At 34.2% G+C, this 16,598-nt stretch carries 13 protein-coding genes and 1 tRNA gene; 12 read left to right on the forward strand and 2 right to left on the reverse strand.

Annotated features, from left to right (window positions below; translation table 11 throughout):
* Positions 1 to 5: 5 nt before the first annotated feature.
* The 7 genes from AB3I00_RS12035 to AB3I00_RS12065 all read left to right on the forward strand — a co-directional run bounded on the left by AB3I00_RS12035 (position 6) and on the right by AB3I00_RS12065 (position 11,133).
* Positions 6 to 4,988, forward strand: coding sequence for a transglycosylase SLT domain-containing protein (locus AB3I00_RS12035; RefSeq protein WP_368025306.1), 4,983 nt, complete (start codon positions 6 to 8; stop codon positions 4,986 to 4,988).
* 22 nt (positions 4,989 to 5,010) lie between these two features.
* Entirely contained in the window at positions 5,011 to 5,373 is a 363-nt protein-coding gene (locus tag AB3I00_RS12040) for a DUF6711 family protein (RefSeq protein ID WP_368025308.1), read from the forward strand.
* Between the two features lie 4 nt (positions 5,374 to 5,377).
* Positions 5,378 to 7,114 carry a hypothetical protein gene (locus AB3I00_RS12045; RefSeq protein ID WP_368025309.1) on the forward strand — a complete coding sequence of 579 codons (1,737 nt, stop codon included), beginning with the start codon at positions 5,378 to 5,380 and terminating at the stop codon, positions 7,112 to 7,114.
* 7 nt (positions 7,115 to 7,121) lie between these two features.
* Entirely contained in the window at positions 7,122 to 9,113 is a 1,992-nt protein-coding gene (locus AB3I00_RS12050; protein WP_368025311.1) for a hypothetical protein, read from the forward strand.
* Positions 9,114 to 9,267: 154 nt separating this feature from the next.
* Entirely contained in the window at positions 9,268 to 9,804 is a 537-nt protein-coding gene (locus tag AB3I00_RS12055) for a phage holin family protein (protein ID WP_368025312.1), read from the forward strand.
* Positions 9,801 to 10,865, forward strand: a complete 1,065-nt coding sequence (locus tag AB3I00_RS12060; protein ID WP_368025313.1) for a GH25 family lysozyme — start codon at positions 9,801 to 9,803, stop codon at positions 10,863 to 10,865. The genes AB3I00_RS12055 and AB3I00_RS12060 overlap by 4 nt, the downstream gene beginning before the upstream one ends.
* A gap of 194 nt (positions 10,866 to 11,059) precedes the next feature.
* Positions 11,060 to 11,133, forward strand: a tRNA-Ile gene (locus tag AB3I00_RS12065).
* Positions 11,134 to 11,431: 298 nt separating this feature from the next.
* Here the strand turns inward: AB3I00_RS12065 and AB3I00_RS12070 are convergent.
* Positions 11,432 to 11,689: a hypothetical protein gene (locus AB3I00_RS12070; protein WP_086325318.1), complete on the reverse strand. Its 258-nt coding sequence runs from the start codon at positions 11,687 to 11,689 to the stop codon at positions 11,432 to 11,434.
* A 162-nt stretch (positions 11,690 to 11,851) separates the two neighbouring features.
* Between AB3I00_RS12070 and bsh the strand changes: the two genes are divergently transcribed.
* Positions 11,852 to 12,826, forward strand: coding sequence for a choloylglycine hydrolase (gene bsh, locus AB3I00_RS12075; RefSeq protein WP_368025315.1), 975 nt, complete (start codon positions 11,852 to 11,854; stop codon positions 12,824 to 12,826).
* A 538-nt stretch (positions 12,827 to 13,364) separates the two neighbouring features.
* On the opposite strand, the gene AB3I00_RS12080 is transcribed toward bsh, so the two are convergent.
* Positions 13,365 to 13,667 carry a DUF5960 family protein gene (locus AB3I00_RS12080; RefSeq protein ID WP_368025316.1) on the reverse strand — a complete coding sequence of 101 codons (303 nt, stop codon included), beginning with the start codon at positions 13,665 to 13,667 and terminating at the stop codon, positions 13,365 to 13,367.
* Between the two features lie 257 nt (positions 13,668 to 13,924).
* Here AB3I00_RS12080 and AB3I00_RS12085 point away from each other — a divergent pair, with 257 nt between their 5' ends.
* From AB3I00_RS12085 to AB3I00_RS12100, 4 genes are all read left to right on the forward strand, one after another.
* The gene (locus tag AB3I00_RS12085; RefSeq protein ID WP_025478046.1) at positions 13,925 to 14,281 is read left to right on the forward strand and encodes a hypothetical protein; all 357 of its coding nucleotides are present in this window, start codon (positions 13,925 to 13,927) and stop codon (positions 14,279 to 14,281) included.
* Positions 14,282 to 14,956: a helix-turn-helix domain-containing protein gene (locus AB3I00_RS12090; protein WP_368025318.1), complete on the forward strand. Its 675-nt coding sequence runs from the start codon at positions 14,282 to 14,284 to the stop codon at positions 14,954 to 14,956.
* The gene (locus tag AB3I00_RS12095) at positions 14,917 to 15,309 is read left to right on the forward strand and encodes a hypothetical protein (RefSeq protein WP_368025319.1); all 393 of its coding nucleotides are present in this window, start codon (positions 14,917 to 14,919) and stop codon (positions 15,307 to 15,309) included. The genes AB3I00_RS12090 and AB3I00_RS12095 overlap by 40 nt, the downstream gene beginning before the upstream one ends.
* A 465-nt stretch (positions 15,310 to 15,774) precedes the next feature.
* Positions 15,775 to 16,107 (forward strand): putative quinol monooxygenase, encoded by a 333-nt coding sequence (locus AB3I00_RS12100; RefSeq protein WP_086325069.1) that lies wholly within the window; start codon positions 15,775 to 15,777, stop codon positions 16,105 to 16,107.
* The last annotated feature ends 491 nt before the right edge of the window (positions 16,108 to 16,598 follow it).

The following is a 16,598-nucleotide window of genomic DNA, read 5'->3' on the forward strand; positions in this document are numbered from 1 at the left end:
AAAGCATGGGATTAGAATTAGAAACACTTGAAGTCTTGTTAGATATCAATACTGCTCGAGTTGAGCAATCCCTAGAGAGTGTATTGCCAAAAATTGAGGGTGCAATGAGTAGAATCCAACAAATGTCCGGTAACTCAATGGATCGCACAGAGAAAAATATGGATATTGAAAAAGGCGCTAGCAATTTCACGAAACAACTAGAAAAAATGAATCAAGCACTAGAAAAAACATTAGCAAACTTTGAGCGATCGACAAAGCAGTCGTCTGAAGCTGCTGGAGATAACTTCGCAACCGGGGTGCGCAAAGCACGTCCGAAGGTTACCAAGGAAATCGATGCGATGGTGAATGAGATCAACGCTAAGATGGGACAAGCAAAAGCAGCACAAGAAAAGGTTGCTTATCTGAAATCACAAAGGCAAACGGCATCCAGTCAAGGAGATACAGGTAAAGTCGTTAAATACGATGAACAAATCGCTCGAGCGCAAGCTCAGATGACAAAACTCCAAAATCAGGCAAAAGGAATGGGCAATACAATTAAGCGTGAATTAGACGCTGTGCCGTCTTCCTTGGAAAATATAACTAAAGGCATGAGCCAAAACGAAGCACAGATTGAAGCTATGAGAAAACGAATTCGGACTTTAAAAGCGGAATACAACGATCAGCGTGTTCCGACTGGTAGTTTTAGTTCTGGATTTAAGAATTATGAAGATACTCCCCAATCACTGAAAACGTCTGGAGAGATTCAAAAACAATCAATCAAGATGAATAAGCTTATAAGTGACAATGATCGTTTGCAAAAGGAATACGCACAAACGGAAGACAGAGCAGATGCGTTGAGAAAGGCTCTGCAACGAGTTAACTCTGCTTTGGGACAATCTTCAATTCAAACTGGTAATGTTTTTAACGGTGCAAGTATGACAGGCACAGGGTTGAAGCAATCTGAGCGAGCTGTTTCTAAATATGGCGGAGTATTCAACCGTATGTCCAATGCAGTTTCACACGGATTTGGGAGCGTCGGAAATAGTTTGAGGAACTCTCTTGGATTTATTGGAAAGTTCGGAAGTCTATTTTCTAGTAATTCTAACAAAGTTACAGCTGGAACAAATCGAATGACAAGAAGCACGAATGCTTTTGCACAGTCGATGAAATATCTATTACCTTCATTGGTCGTTTATCAGCTGTTAGGTGGCGCAATTACCAAACTAGCTAGTGGTATTATGGCAGCGTTAAAAACGAACGATCAATTCAGTGCTTCGTTGAATCAGATTAAAGTCAATCTTATGACGGCATTCTATCCAATATACACGGCAATCTTACCAGCATTAAATACTTTAATGAGTACAGTAGCGCAACTCACAGGGCAGCTGGCTTCCTTTATTTCGATGCTATTCGGAACAACCTATGATGCTGCTAAACAAGGCGCTAGTGGATTGTATGATAATATTCAAGCGTTAAATGATACTGGCTCTTCTGCAAATAAAGCGAATGAGAAAGTCAAGAAACTACAAAAATCTCTTATGGGATTTGACCAAATTAACAAGTTAACGATGGATATGGGGGATGAAAAGGAAGAAGATTCTGCTCCTAGTATTGATTTTGGATCTGCAACAGGTACTTATTCTACGCCTAAATGGATGAAAGAAATACAAAGTATTCTGAAGAATTTCTTCAAACCGTTTCAGGATGCGTGGAAAAATCAAGGCAAACGAGTGATTGATGCTTGGAAGTACGCACTAGGTGAAGTGATAGGGTTAGCTTCTGCTATCGGCAAGTCATTTATGGAAGTTTGGACAAACGGAACGGGTCAATTATTCATTGAAAATATCCTGATTTTATTAGCAGATGTACTTGGCATAATTGGTGATATTGCCGGTGCGTTCAGACGCGCATGGGAAGATGATGGACGCGGAACAAGGCTGATTCAATCAATTTTTGATATGTTTAACAACATATTGGTTGTTTTGCATAAAATAGCTAAATCTTTTAGAAATGCATGGAATGATGGAACAGGAGAAGCTATAGCATCGAATCTTTTAGAAATATTTACAAATATTTTTAATGTAATTGGTGGTTTAGCGAAACAATTCGGTAAGGCATGGGATGCAGGAAAAACTGGTGATTCAATCATGTCTGGGATTTTAGGCATTGTAAATACAATACTCACAACTATTAACAAGATTACTGGCGCAACAGTGGAATGGGCTGAGAAATTAGATTTCACTCCGCTACTTGAATCTATTGATGGTTTGCTTCAGTCTATACAACCTCTTACAGAAAATATAGGAGCTGGACTAGCTTGGTTTTACGAGAAGGTTTTATTACCATTGGCTTCTTACACCATTGAGGATCTAATACCAGCCTTTTTGGATTTACTGAGTGGTGCTCTGGATTTGTTAAACGGTATTATTGAGGGGATAAAACCAGCTTTTAAATGGTTGTGGGATAATGTGTTGGAACCAATAGCTGAGTGGACTGGTGGTATTGCTGTGTCTGTTTTAGAAAATCTCAGCGATATTCTCACTGATATAGGTGATTGGATATCTGAACATTCAGAAAGTGTCTCTAATTTTGCGCTTATTATTGGGTCGTTTGGCACGGCATTTCTTATTGTTAGCGGAGCTCTAACAGCTTGGAATGTTGTGGCGGGGATTGCTATAGGAGTTACAACGGCATTAGGTGCTGCTATTGGATTTTTGATGAGCCCAATCGGACTAGCAGTTTTAGCAATAGGTACTATCATCGCTGTTGGCGTTTTGCTCTGGAAAAATTGGGATACAATTAAAGAAACAGCTGGGAAACTTGGTGGATGGATTAGCGAGAAATGGGAGGACATTAAAAGAGTTACCTCTGAATCTTGGGGAAAAGTCTCTAAGTGGACTAGTGAAAAATGGAGTGCTGCAAAGGATACTGTTACCGGTAAGGCAAGAGAGATTGCTACAAATGTTGGTGAAAAATGGGCAAATGTAAAAAAAGCTACATCTGAAAAATGGGACGAAATTAAAAATAAAGTTTCAAATCAAGCCGAAGTAGCTAAGACTAACGCTAGTAATGCTTTTTCCACATTGAAAACGAATATGAGTGGTTCTTTGAATTCGATGAAGTCTACTGCTTCGAGTGTTTTTGAAAAAATTGGCGAGTGGGCAAGTGGTCTTGGAAGTAAAATCGGAAAAGGGTTAAGTAATGGCGTTGAAGCCGTAAAAGAGGGTGCTGGAAAGATCTTCGATGGAATGGTTAGTATTATTGGAAAAAGTGTGAATGGTGTAATCAATGGTATTAACTGGGTACTAGAAAAAGTGGGTGCAGGAAGTAGTAAGTTAGCTAAGTGGAAGATACCTAAATATGCTCAAGGTGTCGGAAATCATCCAGGTGGAATGGCGCTAGTTAACGATGGTTTAGGCTCAAACTATCAAGAAGCATATCGCACACCAGACGGAAAAATAGGTATCTTCCCAGCGCAGCGGAATCTTTTAGTTAATTTGCCCAAAGGAACTTCTGTATTGAGTGGTCCTAAGACAGCGGCTATGTATGGAAAGTCAATTCCACGATATGCAAATGGTGTTGGAGAATGGCTAAAAGAGAAGTGGGATGGAGCAAAAGAAATTGCTTCAGATATTTGGTCGTATGCTTCTAATCCAAAAAAACTGTTAAATGTTGCAATTTCTAAATTCGTAAATTTAAAAAATGCTGTTGAACCAGCGTTATCGATGGCAAAGGGCGCTGTTGGTACAATTGCAGAAGGAGCTTATAAATGGTTTAAATCAAAATTTGATGCAGGTTATGAGGCGCAAAATAGTTCTTTCGATGGCTCCATGGGAGGATGGGGTGTTTATAAATATCTTTATGAAATTGCCCAAAAAGTCATTAATCGATACCCGGGCATGCGTATAACTTCTGGATTTAGATCTGGGGATCCGTATTCGCATGGGAAACATCAAGCAATTGACATTGCTTATCCGGCAAGTATGAATGGTTCATCTAAGTATTTTGCACCAGCTAACTGGGTGTTTGATAACTTTGCTTCAAGAGTAGCTTACGTAATCACTCAAGGTAAAGTTCGAGACCGTAAAGGAATGTCCGGTACTGGGGCAAGCGGAATTTGGGTAAGGTGGCCAGCAAATGATCACTATGACCATCTGCATATAAATGGATCGCTTGGAGCGAATGATATTGACAAGAATGCCTCTTTTGGAGCTATTGGAGGAGTTGCTACATCTGTAACCTTTGGACAATCTGTTGAGAGATGGCGATCAACTGTAAATCGTGCTTTGAATATACTTGGTATTGCTTCAACTGCCAATGCCAACAGAACGCTCTATCAGATGAAGACCGAATCAAATGGGAATCCCAATGCAATTAATAATTGGGATATTAATGCTAAGAATGGAACTCCTTCGAAAGGATTAATGCAGGTTATTGATCCGACTTTTCGAGCATATGCTCAAAGCCCATATAATAAAAACATTTGGGATCCCCTGTCGAACATATTGGCATCAATGAGATATGCATTAAGTCGTTACGGATCACTTGCTGCAGCGTATCGAGGGGTCGGATATGAAAATGGTGGATTAATTACTCAAGATGGTTTATATCGAATGGGCGAAGGCAATAAGAAAGAAATGATCATACCTCTTGAAAAACCACAACGAGCTGCTGAATTGGTACAACAAGCTGTGGAGTATCTTGGGCTGGATATATTCAGTTCGAATCTTGTATTGCCAAATATATTTGCTGAAGCGACTAAAATTTCTGGTCTATCTTCAGGTTTCAATAATCAAAGTGCACCTTCTCAATCAATGGGAACAGATGAACTTTATCGTATTTTATTGATGTTATTGAATAATTCTAGTAACAATAGAGGGGATAATAAAACACCTAATCGAACAGAAATCAATCTTAAAGTAGACCGTGCTACATTGGCCAAAGTCGTTTTAGAAGAAATTAAAAAAATTGAAAAGCAAACTGGTATTAATCCAGTAATCGGAAAATAGGAACGGAAACAGAGATGATAAGATGACAAACTTAAGTATAAATGGGAGTGTAGTTAAAACTCCTAAAACATTTTCAGCAAGTATCCAAACAATTGATGCTGATTCTACAGGTCGAAACGCTAACGGTAAAATGATAAGAGATATAGTTTCAGAGAAGATCAAACTTGATATTACTTGGGGACCATTGTCAGATGATGAAATATCGCAAATTCTTACAAAAATATCAGGGGAATTCTTTTCAGTTTCTTATCCAGATCCACAAGTTGGTGGAAATACAACGAAAAGATTCTATGTAGGGGATAGGACTGCCGCTTCATATTCTTGGAATGACAAGTTCCAGGAAATGAAGTGGGAGGGGTTGACTCTCAGTTTTATTGAGGAGTGACAGTATGCTTAAATCAAGTATCAAATTCAATGAGGCATTTGAGAAAAACAGACGTAAAATATATGCACGAGTTACTATCAATAATCAATCTTTTACAGAAAATGACATTTTTGACATAAAATTCGAATCTGGAAGTATAAACGGACCTGGTTATCAAATCGGGTCTGTTTTTTCTGACTATGTTTCGATAACTTTTGACCAAATTATTTATGGGATTAACGAATTAGATAAAGTAATTGTTGAGTTAGGTATCGAAAGGGAGCAAAAAAAAAGCTTTGAGGCTCGAAAATATGAAGTTAAGACTAACAAAATGAGAACAGGTGGTTATCTGAATAAAATATTTTATGAAAAACCGATAGAATATGTTAGACTTGGTACTTTTTTTGTGAGTGAGCATGTAGATGTAGATGAGAACGAGAAAACAACGACTGTAAACTGTATGGATTCAGTTTTGTTTTTAGAAGGTACATACAGCCCTTCTATAACTTTTCCAGCTAAAATATTTGATGTTGCTGCTGATATTTGTTATCAAGCGGGAATTATGATGGATGTTGAATCATTTTTACAATTACCCAATAAAAAAATAAATTCGAAACCAACAAATTTAACGAATAGGCAAATGTTAGGGTATATTTCCCAATATGTAGCTGGATACATCAAATTTTCTAAATACGATGTTCTCCAGTTGAAGAGTGGGAATAAAACAGTAAAAATTATTAATCCGGATTTATATTATTCGAAAGGCTTTAGCAAAAACGAATTGAAATATAGAATTGATGGGTTAGTAAATACTCCCAGCGGAGATTCTAAAAGTATTTCAGTTGGATCTGTTAATGGCAATCAAGTGGAAATAGATAATCCTTTTTTAAGTAGTAAGGATTTAAATGATATTTTTTCTTTACTAAATGTGATTGAATATTATCCTCATTCGATTGAATGGCGTGGAATTCCTTCCATCGAAGCTGGTGATTGGCTGATAGTTGAAGATATCGAGGGAAATCAATTCAAGATTCCAAATTTTGGATATAGCCTTGTGTATAATGGTGGATTAAAAGCTACTAGTTCGGCTGAAGCACAAGTTGTTTCAAGTGTGGCGACCGCTTATCGGAGTAAGACTGATTCTGGGGTTAGAGCAGTTGCTACTCAAATAGCTAATATTAAAGAAAATATGATCAACAAAGAAAAAATAATTGAGGTGATCAATTTATCTGAAGAGAAAAATCCAGATAATGAACCATTAAGAATTAACCCAAGTAAAATTAAAATCAATAATAATACTGAAATTGATGATAATTCTATTTCTGGAGAAAAAATTAGTGAATTAAAAGCATCGAAAATAACTGGTAATTATAGTAGAGATAGATTTTCGATAAATTTTGATAATCAATATATGGAAACAAAAATTGATGATAATAATAAAGTAGAATTGTCTACGGGGGTTATTTCTTTGCATAATTCAGGGGAAATTATTTCAAAGAAGTCAATTGATGAGATAAGCAATCCGATTATATTTAATAGCGATTTGGCGATAGAAGCTATCAAGAATACAGATATTGTTTCATTTGAATATAATGCTATCAAAAAAAGTGGGTTAGGGGTATTTTTTTCTGAAGAATTTATGGCAGATCCTTTGTTAATAAATTCAGAAGGAATAGTTTCAGAATCACAACTAATTTATGTACTTTTGTCTGCTGTAAAAAATTTAGAAAAAAGAATTGAAATTCTTGAAGAAAATAGGTGATGATTAAGTGGTGTATCAAAGACATTATTGGAGAGATTATGATGAAAGCAAGACAGAAACACAAAATATTGAAATGGGAGCTGTTATAACAACAGAAAAATTAAATGAAATGGAAGTTGGGATGGTAGGCTTAGAAAATAATAAAGTTGATAAAGGTGGTGCGTCACAAGTTACATGGGGGATGTTAGCCCAAGATGCTAGAGAACAAATTTCTGGAAATAAGGTAGCAGTTGTTGGCGTAAATGGTGTAACAACGGAAAACTATACAGATGCTTCGGTTACTGCTTTAAAATTAGAGCGACCAATCCAAGAGAGTTTGGTGGAGTTTACTAAACAAGAATTACCTGTTTCGATTGGTTACTATTCCACATATGATAATTCCTATCATGTGGCAGATAATTATTATTCTATAAAAAAAATGGTTGAACCAAATTCAATATATAGTTGTTATACGATTGTAAAAGGTGAGTATAATGCCATTGTTCATTTCTTTTCAGATGATAATTATAGTAAGTATTTAAGTTCGATAGGTATTGGTAGTGAAGGAACTTTTACTGATTTTCGATTTTGTGTGCCTATGAAAGCTAAAAGCCTTATAATATCTTCTTATGAAGAAAAGCCTGTGTTGGAAATGGGTACGGTGTTAAGTATCCAAAATATTTCTGAACAATTAAAATATACAAAAAATTTAGAAACAGAAATTTTGAGCGGTTTTTATTCAAGTTTAGATAGTAATTTTTATCCATCTTCTAATTATAAAACAGCTAAGTATAATTCTCCTCAAGCAGGTGCAAGGATAGTATTTTCTGCAAATGCAGACACCGTTTATGTGGGGGCATGTATTTGTTGGCGAAATGAGAATGAAAGGATTTCTATTGTATCAGGATTGGTTAAGGAATATGTACAACAAGAAATAGTAGTACCTGAAGGAACTTCTTTTATAACAGTAACTAGCAGAAAAAACACGGATCCTTTAATTGAAATGAAAGAAACAATTGATGTTCAGGAGTTGAATGATAATGTGAGGTACTTAAAAGAAAAGGAAGAAGAGATGCAATTACCACAAGATACACTACACGTTCGAATTTCTGAGGATTGTGTTGAAATTCTGACTAAATATTCGTCTGATAAAGATTTGAAGCGAACGTTACAAAAGATTTCTGCTAATCAGATTGTTCAACTGGGTAATTTTTATCTTGTGAAAAATCAAGAAGAAACGGTTGGAAATGATTTTGGAGATGATGCTGATGTTTTATATGAGCAATATACAGATATGGTTGCACCATGGGGAGGATTACGGGCAGTAAATAATATTGACGGTGATCAACCTGGAGCAGGTGGATATACAGGTGGATGGCATGCATATGATAATGCTAACAGCGGTATGCCTACTGCGTGGACAGAACAAGTTGAGTATTATTGTGACGACATCAAAGTGCTTGGTAATCAGCAACGTTATTGCAAGAAGTTTCGAGCCGTAGTTACCAACTTTGTTCAAGCAATAAATACAAAGAAAAAGGATGGTTCAGGTAGGGCAGTCTTAAAAGAAATCATTCAATATGAGTTTGATCATGCGGGAATTTCAGTTAGAGTAGAAGCAGAAATGTTGGAAGATGTGACGATTGAAGAATACTATTTCTTGCAATTTCAACGGACAGACATGTTTCGAGATTCTTTTATTGTAATTGGTGATGAGAACTATTCGAAGCGTATTTCGGATTATGATATCGATATTTATGGCAGCAATATGTCAGAATCACAAGTAACTAAAATGATTTTTGATGGTATTAATGATGTATTTGAGATGAGTTATGATTCAACATATGGAATTGGTCGGTTGTTCTATAATGTTGGTAAACATTCTTGGCATTATCGGTCGTATGGGAAAGGTTATTTTGACTTGATTCAAAGCAAAGGAAATCCGATTGCTTTTGAGAAAGGAAGCATTATTCATTGTCGAGGTAAGTATAAATTATATCATAAGAATGCTTTATCATAGAATCTGATTAAGCGAGCAACTAATTAAATTGTTAGCTTTATGTTTAATACGAATTCTATATAAAAATATGAAAAAATTATTATGTCTAATCATTTTGATAAATAGTAAAAAAGCGTACTCTTTCGAGTGCGCTTTTTTGAATGGAGGAAATCTAATGAATACTTTAAATGTCATTTTCGATTTGTTTTATAAACAGTTACAAAAGATGGCGGAAGATCATAGTTGGACAGTAGGGCTTGTTGCAGGAGTTGGAGTGAGTATCCCTGCTTGGGTATTTTCGGATTGTTGGACGATTTCGCATACGTTGTTAGTTGTTATTCTATTGCTTGTTTTGATTATGGATTGGTTGGCAGGTTCAAGACTGTCCAAAAAATCAAAAGTAATGCGAAATCAAACTAATGTAGCGATTGATTCTGTCATAAGGGACGGGATGATATTAGTTTTTTGTTTTTTAGGTTTTTTACTGGATCGGGAATTGAATAGCCATTCAATCATCTTTGCTAGTTTAACATTTGCGTTCATTTATCATAATTTACGTTCTGTTGTAGCGAATTTTATTGCTTTAGGATGGGATCGTTGGATACCTTTGTGGTTGTTTAATCCTGTTTTGAAATGGATTCACGATGAGCTACATGCAAAAGTAGACAAATATTTTCCAGAAATAGATTCAAAAGGAGACGATGAAAAATGACGTTGAACGGTATTGATATATCAAGCTTTCAATCGGGTATTGACTTATCTTCTGTTCCTGCAGATTTTGTTTTTATCAAAGCGACTGGTGGAACGGGATATATTAATCCTGATTGTGATCGGGCTTTTCAACAAGCACTGAAAGCTGGGAAAAAATTAGGTGTTTATCATTTTGCCCATGAACAAGGCTATCAAGGAACCACTGAACAGGAAGCAGAATTTTTCTTAAATAACATTCAAGGATATATTGGTAAAGCTATTTTGATGCTAGACTGGGAAAGCGATAATAGCGGGGATATAGCATGGGCGAAACGATGGTTAGATTATGTACAAGCAAAAACAGGGATTAAGCCATTAATTTATATGAGTACGAGTGTTTTAGCAGCACATAATTTTAGTTGTATTCGTAACGCAGATTATGGGTTATGGTTAGCTTCGTATCCTAATATGAATCCGACTGGTTATCGACAGCCTAGTCCACCAAATGGCGGAGAATGGGGAACCAATGTAGCAATGTATCAATATACTTCTAATGGTAGATTAGATAATTGGAATGGTTCGTTAGATTTAGATGTATTTTATGGGGATGAGGCTACATGGGATGCCTATGCAAAAGCAAAAATATCTAAAATCCCAAAAAAACAAAGGACGCTGTCTGATCATAACGAAGCAGTTGCAGCGAGCAAGGCAGTTCATCAAGGAAATGCATGGGGAAAACTTGAATTTTTTAATTTGGTCGCGAAAAATAAACTTCGCGTGGCTGGTTGGTTAGTGCCAGATAAACCAGAAGGCCCAATAGGTAAGTATGCGGAAGTTTTAATTATGGAGCATGGGACAACTAAAGAAATCACTCGTATAGCTTCGCAAGGCATCAAACGTCCTGACGTGAAGAAAAACTATGGATACAAAGGTGGTGACGCTTTAGGAATGGATGTCACAGTGGATTTAAGTTGGGTGAAAAAAGGTACGAAAATCGATGTCATTTTCCGTCGTTGTAATCAATTAAATGGTGAAGGTATGGTGAACGATGTGCGTATATCCAATATTTATTTAACTTTATAACAAAAAAATGGACAATTTAAGGAATAAGGCATGTTAATATTTTCTCGTTGTCGTATGAGTCCATTCAAATCATTACCACAATCTAGTAAACTACTCATGCGACAACTTCAGATTTTGGGACTTTTTCTATCTTTGGTTGTTGTCACGAAGATGTAAGAATCCTCGTTTCTTTTAACATTTCGTGGCAACAATTCGTACCTTTAGCTCAGTTGGTCAGAGCAGACGGCTCATAACCGTCCAGTCGTAGGTTCGAGTCCTACAGGGTACATATAGTAATTAAGTTAGTTCTATGCTAGAATTTTTTTGAAGGATATCATACAAATAAAAGCTTTCCTCAGCCACCTTCGGGTGGTCTTTTTTTATTTTGATTTAATGAGTAAAAAAAAGAAAAAGTAATAATTTAAATATGGCAAAATAGTGTATGTCGTCATCAAACACAATCAAAAAAACGAATATTTTCTGAAACCTACAAGATGATGACATCCGTTCAAGGCTGCTCGAAAGAGCAGTCTTTTTGCTATTGATTTTGTACAAAAAAACGACTCATTATGAGTCGTTTAAATAAATCAGAGTAATAAGTCGTTAATTTCTTTAAATTCTTTATCAAGTTCTTTTTCATCATATTTTTCATATTTATCAGCTTCATGAAGAACTTTTTTAATTTCATGAATAGCCTTTCGTTCAATTAACCATTTTTTTAGGTTATGTTTTTTTTCTGGATTTTCAGATAACGTATCAAGTTCGTCTAACTCTTTATCCAGTTTATTGACAACAGAAACAATTTTGTTTACAACTTTTTCTTCTTTGTTTTCTAAATTTGACATTTATCTTCACGTCCTTTTTATTTGATAATTTAAGTATAGAACTTTGATATAGTTTATACAAATAAAAACGCTTCTTCGTGTATTCTGTGCTTTTCTTTTGGAATGAGGAAAACTTTGGAGTAATATGAACGTGGACAGAACAATATTTAGGAGGAATAAACTATGTGTACGTCTATTACTTATGTAACAAGTGATCATTATTTTGGAAGGAATTTTGATTATGAAATATCTTACAATGAAGTAGTCACTGTTACTCCAAGAAATTATAATTTGAATTTTCGAAAGGTAAATGATTTGGATACTCATTATGCAATGATTGGTATTGCCGCTGGTATAGCTGACTACCCTCTTTATTACGATGCGACAAATGAAAAAGGATTGAGTATGGCTGGACTAAATTTTTCTGGGTATGCTGATTATAAAGAAATACAAGAAGGGAAAGACAATGTATCTCCTTTTGAATTTATTCCTTGGATTTTAGGACAATGCTCAACAGTAGGAGAAGCTAAAAAAATGTTAAAAAATATCAATTTAGCAAATATAAATTATAGTGACGAACTTCCTTTATCCCCTTTACATTGGCTATTAGCTGATAAAGAAAAATCAATTGTCATTGAAAATATGAAAGATGGACTTCATATATATGATAACCCTGTGGGTGTTCTTACCAATAATCCTTCATTTGACTATCAATTATTTAATTTAAACAATTATCGTGTCTTATCGAGTGAAACTCCTAAAAATAATTTTTCAAATCAAATAAGTTTGAATGCCTATAGCCGCGGTATGGGAGGGATAGGCTTGCCTGGAGATTTGTCCTCAGTTTCTCGTTTTGTTAAAGCGACTTTTACGAAGCTGAACTCTGTATCTGGAGATTCAGAGTCAGAAAGTATTAGTCAATTTTTCCATATCTTAGGTTCAGTAGAACAACAAAAAGGTTTGTGTGATGTTGGTGATGGAAAATATGAATATACAATTTATTCTTCTTGTTGCAATGTTGACAAAGGAATCTATTATTATCGGACATATGAAGACAGCCAAATTACTGCAATTGATATGAATAAAGAAGACTTAGATAGTCATAAGTTAATTAGTTATCCAATTATAGAAAAACAACAAATTAAATATATAAATTAATTAGTATCTTGTGGTTGAGTATTTAATATAGATATAATACAAAAAGGCAAAGATATTTTCAAAACATTTTTTCTTGATGTGATATCCTTGTCTTTTTTGTAGTGTTTTTAACTTATTGCTTTTGCAAAATTTATTTACCTGTTTTCTGGATCAACGATAGTGTATATTATGCTATTCTTTTTTGGATTTTAGGACGTTTAAAGAGGCACTTTTTTACATAACTTAATCCATAGACCTTTTAAGTATGCTGTGAGATAATAATAAAGAAGAGTTTAAAGCGCACCCCAAACCACTTCCTCATAAGTGTATTACGCTTTAAACTCTTTTATATTTGAATTTACTAAGAAGCATACCATATTTTTGAAAAAAAGTGAGAAAAAAGGCTTATAATTAGGATTTAGAGTAATTAATTAGATGTTTATTTTATAGGACTGATACTATAGATTACAAATAGTATCGTATTTCGCAATCTTAAAATTATCTTCTTACTATGAATAAGATAATAAAATTTGTATTTGTCCTTTTTAGGTAACTTATTTTAATCTTTATATCTTTCTGGATCAACGAAAGTATACTTTATATAATCGTAACGCCGATGATCGCTCCGTGCGTCAGTCACGTCAGTCACGATATCAAACAAAAAATATACATCTTTCTTCATTCTAGTTTTCGCAGCAGGAATTTTAAAGTAGTTCTTATTAGAATAGTAGAGATTGATTAATAAGTTATCTTCGATTGCTAAAAAGAAAACTTCTGAATCCCATACTTTATAAAAATCTTTGATAAATCTATTCGAAGGATCAAATTTAAACCATAATTGTGTTTTTCCTTCCATTAACATATAAAGTTCACCTCAAAAACAGTATACGAACGAGTGTTCCTTTTGTAAACCTTGAACTAGATTTTCCTGAATATGTTTTGACGATTCCTAAACGATGAAAAATTATGGAAATATTTTTATTTCCATAATTTTTCCAAACTGCTTGCTTTTATTTTTAACCTGTATGTATAATGTTACTAGATAGTAACAAAATCTTTGTTGACAAAATTTGCTTTTTACCGAAAACTAAATATATATATTATTTCGGAGGAAGCAAAATGGATCTTGATTTAAAGACACAAGTCGAATTGTTTTTGTTAAGTTTTAGAGAACTTTTTGATTCAAAGAAAATAAGTTATGAATTTAATAGAAAATCTTCATTGTACTTTAGAAAAATTGGTTGGGTCAATACCCATGCAGCTAGATATGCAAGAGAACATATTGATATTTCAAATTATTCCGAGGGACCCAGTCCGCATCATTTTAAAGACGATACCATGGTCGCTGTTTTTGGCTTGCATTTAGAGGGAGAGGAATTGTATATCAAGATCTCAATTGATAAAGAAAAATGTGGATGTATGTCTTTTCACCCTGCTGAACGACCTATGAACTATCCTTTAAGGGAGATGAAATAAATGGATAATAAGATACTAAAAAAATATTGTTCTGAATGTGAGCATATGGCAACTTTTGAACAAGTAACTTTAGTTGAAGAAGTAGAAGTCAAAGACTTGAAAATTAAAAATGAACATATCTACTATAAATGTAGTGAGTGTAATGAATTATTTGAGCCGTTTGATAATCCAGATTACAATTTAAAACTTGATTTTGATAGATATAAAGAACTAAAAGGATTGTTGAGTTCCGAAAAAGTGAGAGAAATTAGACGTTACTATGATTTATCATTAAGGCAAATGGCAGAACTTTTAGGAACTAGTTACAGTACTTTAAGTGGGATTGAAAATGGGAGCATTCAAAGTAAATTATTAAACAGTGCTTTATTAGCGATACAAGATCCAATTGCATTAAGAACTGTCTTTAAGAGTAGAGAACCATATCTCAAAGAAAATTTTGATGGTTTCTTGATACAGTTAGACCTTTTGTGTATTAGCGAAAAAGAAAGTGTAACTGAGCTGAAAGAAGAAATCGCTTCTTTAATATCAATTCTGCAAGAGCAAACTAACTCCATGTTAAACAGAGTTAACTTGCTTGAGTATGATAATAATCATTCTAATGACAATACAAGTTCGAAAAGAAATGGAGAAAGCACATGGATAGGAAAAATTACGAATATATTGCCACTACCTTGATTAGTGTAGATTTTAAAAAAAGCATATTGAAGAAGGATTTGGAAATTTCTTATTCTGCAAAACCAAAGTTTAATAAAACAAATGATATAATTATTAAGGGAACTGTCGATTTTCTTGCGGATGACAAGGTAATTGGATCTGTAAAAATGCGAACGATATTTAAAAATCAACTGGTGGAAGAGGAAGCCGAAAAAAATAATTTTTCAAATTTCAATTTAGATGATCAGATTTACTTTATGAAGCCTCTACTATCAGAGTTGAGTTTGTTTATAGCTAATTTGACAGAAAAGGCAGCTCGAATTCCTTTAATTATTCCGATTGAACAGATTTTAGAGAATATTGAAAAAACTTGATATGTAGTGGATATATCTTAAAAAAGCCCTCAACTAGAATAATCAGTTGAGGGCTTTTTTCATTTTTTGAAAAATTAAGTAAATAATAGACTAAAAAATAACCATGTGAGATAATGAACATAGAAAAAAGCTTCAGATACTCCCTCACCCTAGAGTCTTTCCCCAAAAAGATAAGTATCTGAAGCTTTTTTCTTTTTATGACTTGGAAATAATAGCATAAAATAATATCTTTTACAAAGAATAAGTACAATGTAGTTTTTTTCTAATAAATGTGTAATAATAAATATGCCATCACAACAAAGAATGAAACCCATTATTGTTCAGTCTATGTCCATTCTTTTTGTTTGCAGGAGTTGTGGTGGCTTCTCATTATTCTTAGCTCAGTTGATCGCAACATAACCGTCCGGTCGTAGGTTCGAGTCAGTCCTACAGGGTACATAAAAATGCATTTAAGGAGATAGAGAAATGGCTATTACTGTGAACATTTATTATAGTGGCGTAAAAGGGAATGCAAAAAAATTTGCGAAAGAAATGGTTTCAACTGGAATAGTAGAAGATATACGTGCAGAAAAAGGTAATATTAAATATGAATACTTTTTTCCAATGGATGATGAGGACACTGTTCTTCTGATTGATAGTTGGACAGACCAAGACGCACTGGATAAACATCACGAATCTTCAATGATGTCCCAGATTGCAGAACTTAGAGAAAAATATGATTTGCATATGAAAGTGGAAAGATATATGGCAGATATAGATAATAGTTTTACAAAAGATTCTGCGTTTATAAGAAAGTAGAGAGCTTATTTTATTAGATAGGATTTCCTGTAGATTGAGAAGATTACTTGTGTTAATATTCGTAAGGAAACTTACAAATAAAAGCTTATTCTTCAGCCACCTTCGGGTGGTTATTTTTAAGCATTTAGAGGCAAAAAAGGGGCAGAAATTGACTGATATTAAGTTAATTAGCGATATATGAATGACATACAAAAATATAAAATTCATTTAAATTGTTTATATATCAATGTTTTTGTTATTCTTTTATATATCTGTTATATGTCAAAAAAATGTATTCAATTTCAATTTGTATTTGAATAAAGAGGTTGTGAAAAAGCTGTCCTGCATCAAGTAATAAGAACAGCCAATCAAAAACAGCTTCTCATGTTTTTGATTTGGTTGGACTTATTACCGCAGATGCAAGCTTTTGAGCACCGGGAATAAAGAGGTTGTGAAATCAACGCTCTAACCTGAGTGCTAGAGAAAAAAACGCAAAACATATCATTTATGTT

Source organism: Enterococcus sp. C76 (assembly GCF_040886985.1).
Lineage (GTDB): Bacteria > Bacillota > Bacilli > Lactobacillales > Enterococcaceae > Enterococcus_B > Enterococcus_B lactis.

Coding starts and splice junctions, on each gene's coding strand:
- AB3I00_RS12095 (WP_368025319.1), top strand. CDS start 14,917: ATGGATAGGAAAAATTACGAATATATTGCCACTACCTTGATTAGTGTA.
- AB3I00_RS12035 (WP_368025306.1), top strand. CDS start 6: ATGGGATTAGAATTAGAAACACTTGAAGTCTTGTTAGATATCAATACT.
- AB3I00_RS12080 (WP_368025316.1), bottom strand. CDS start 13,667: ATGTTAATGGAAGGAAAAACACAATTATGGTTTAAATTTGATCCTTCG.
- AB3I00_RS12085 (WP_025478046.1), top strand. CDS start 13,925: ATGGATCTTGATTTAAAGACACAAGTCGAATTGTTTTTGTTAAGTTTT.
- AB3I00_RS12040 (WP_368025308.1), top strand. CDS start 5,011: ATGACAAACTTAAGTATAAATGGGAGTGTAGTTAAAACTCCTAAAACA.
- AB3I00_RS12090 (WP_368025318.1), top strand. CDS start 14,282: ATGGATAATAAGATACTAAAAAAATATTGTTCTGAATGTGAGCATATG.
- AB3I00_RS12045 (WP_368025309.1), top strand. CDS start 5,378: ATGCTTAAATCAAGTATCAAATTCAATGAGGCATTTGAGAAAAACAGA.
- AB3I00_RS12060 (WP_368025313.1), top strand. CDS start 9,801: ATGACGTTGAACGGTATTGATATATCAAGCTTTCAATCGGGTATTGAC.
- bsh (WP_368025315.1), top strand. CDS start 11,852: ATGTGTACGTCTATTACTTATGTAACAAGTGATCATTATTTTGGAAGG.
- AB3I00_RS12100 (WP_086325069.1), top strand. CDS start 15,775: ATGGCTATTACTGTGAACATTTATTATAGTGGCGTAAAAGGGAATGCA.
- AB3I00_RS12070 (WP_086325318.1), bottom strand. CDS start 11,689: ATGTCAAATTTAGAAAACAAAGAAGAAAAAGTTGTAAACAAAATTGTT.
- AB3I00_RS12055 (WP_368025312.1), top strand. CDS start 9,268: ATGAATACTTTAAATGTCATTTTCGATTTGTTTTATAAACAGTTACAA.